1 protein-coding gene and 1 pseudogene are annotated in these 544 nt (G+C 35.7%); both read right to left on the bottom strand.

Features of this window, described 5'->3' with window-relative positions; all coding sequences use genetic code 11:
• A pseudogene (locus DIS06_RS20535) lies at positions 1-194 on the bottom strand (IS200/IS605 family element RNA-guided endonuclease TnpB); the annotation flags it as partial.
• A 1-nt stretch (position 195) separates the two neighbouring features.
• On the bottom strand, positions 196-435 hold a 240-nt coding region (locus DIS06_RS20530; protein WP_239421875.1), incomplete at its 3' end, for a helix-turn-helix domain-containing protein.
• Positions 436-544 lie beyond the last annotated feature (109 nt).

Here is a 544-nt window from a genome sequence, read left to right as displayed (position 1 = left end):
ACTTCACGACTTTTCGCAAATTTAACGAATCCCAATTTAGGTAACTTGATTTTGTTGTCTACAATGGCAATATTGCCATTCGTATGCTTTGTTGTGTAGGATTGCACGTGATTCTTTTTACACTTGAAACGTGGTGCTTTGTTCTGCTTTTTAAAGAATCGTGAATACGACTCGGCAAGGTTTTTTAGTGAGGANTGAGGATTGGATCGCAATGCTGTCTACTTCTTTTAACCAAACGAATTCTTTCTTTAGTTGTGTTAATTGAGACGAACAAGCGTTATAAGTTAACCCTTTCCCCGTTTCTTTGTAAGCATCGTTCCATTTCGCCAAAAAGTGATTGAAAACAAAGCGAGAACAACCGATTGTTTTAGCGATTAAGATTTCTTGTTCCTTATTAGGATAGATCCGAAACTTATAGGCTTTATTGACTAACATGACTTTCACCTCCTCGCGTGTTGAGATATACATATTATACCATATTAGATAGATATTACATTTCATTTAGAGGTGAAGATATGGAAACACAATCGGTTGTCTTAAGATT

Origin of the sequence: Bacillus sp. CGMCC 1.16541, assembly GCF_003184905.1 — a bacterium.
Classification (GTDB): Bacteria; Bacillota; Bacilli; order Bacillales; family Bacillaceae_H; genus Priestia.
Note: the sequence above shows the minus strand (reverse complement) of the source record. Positions and strands in the feature narration are given on the sequence as shown.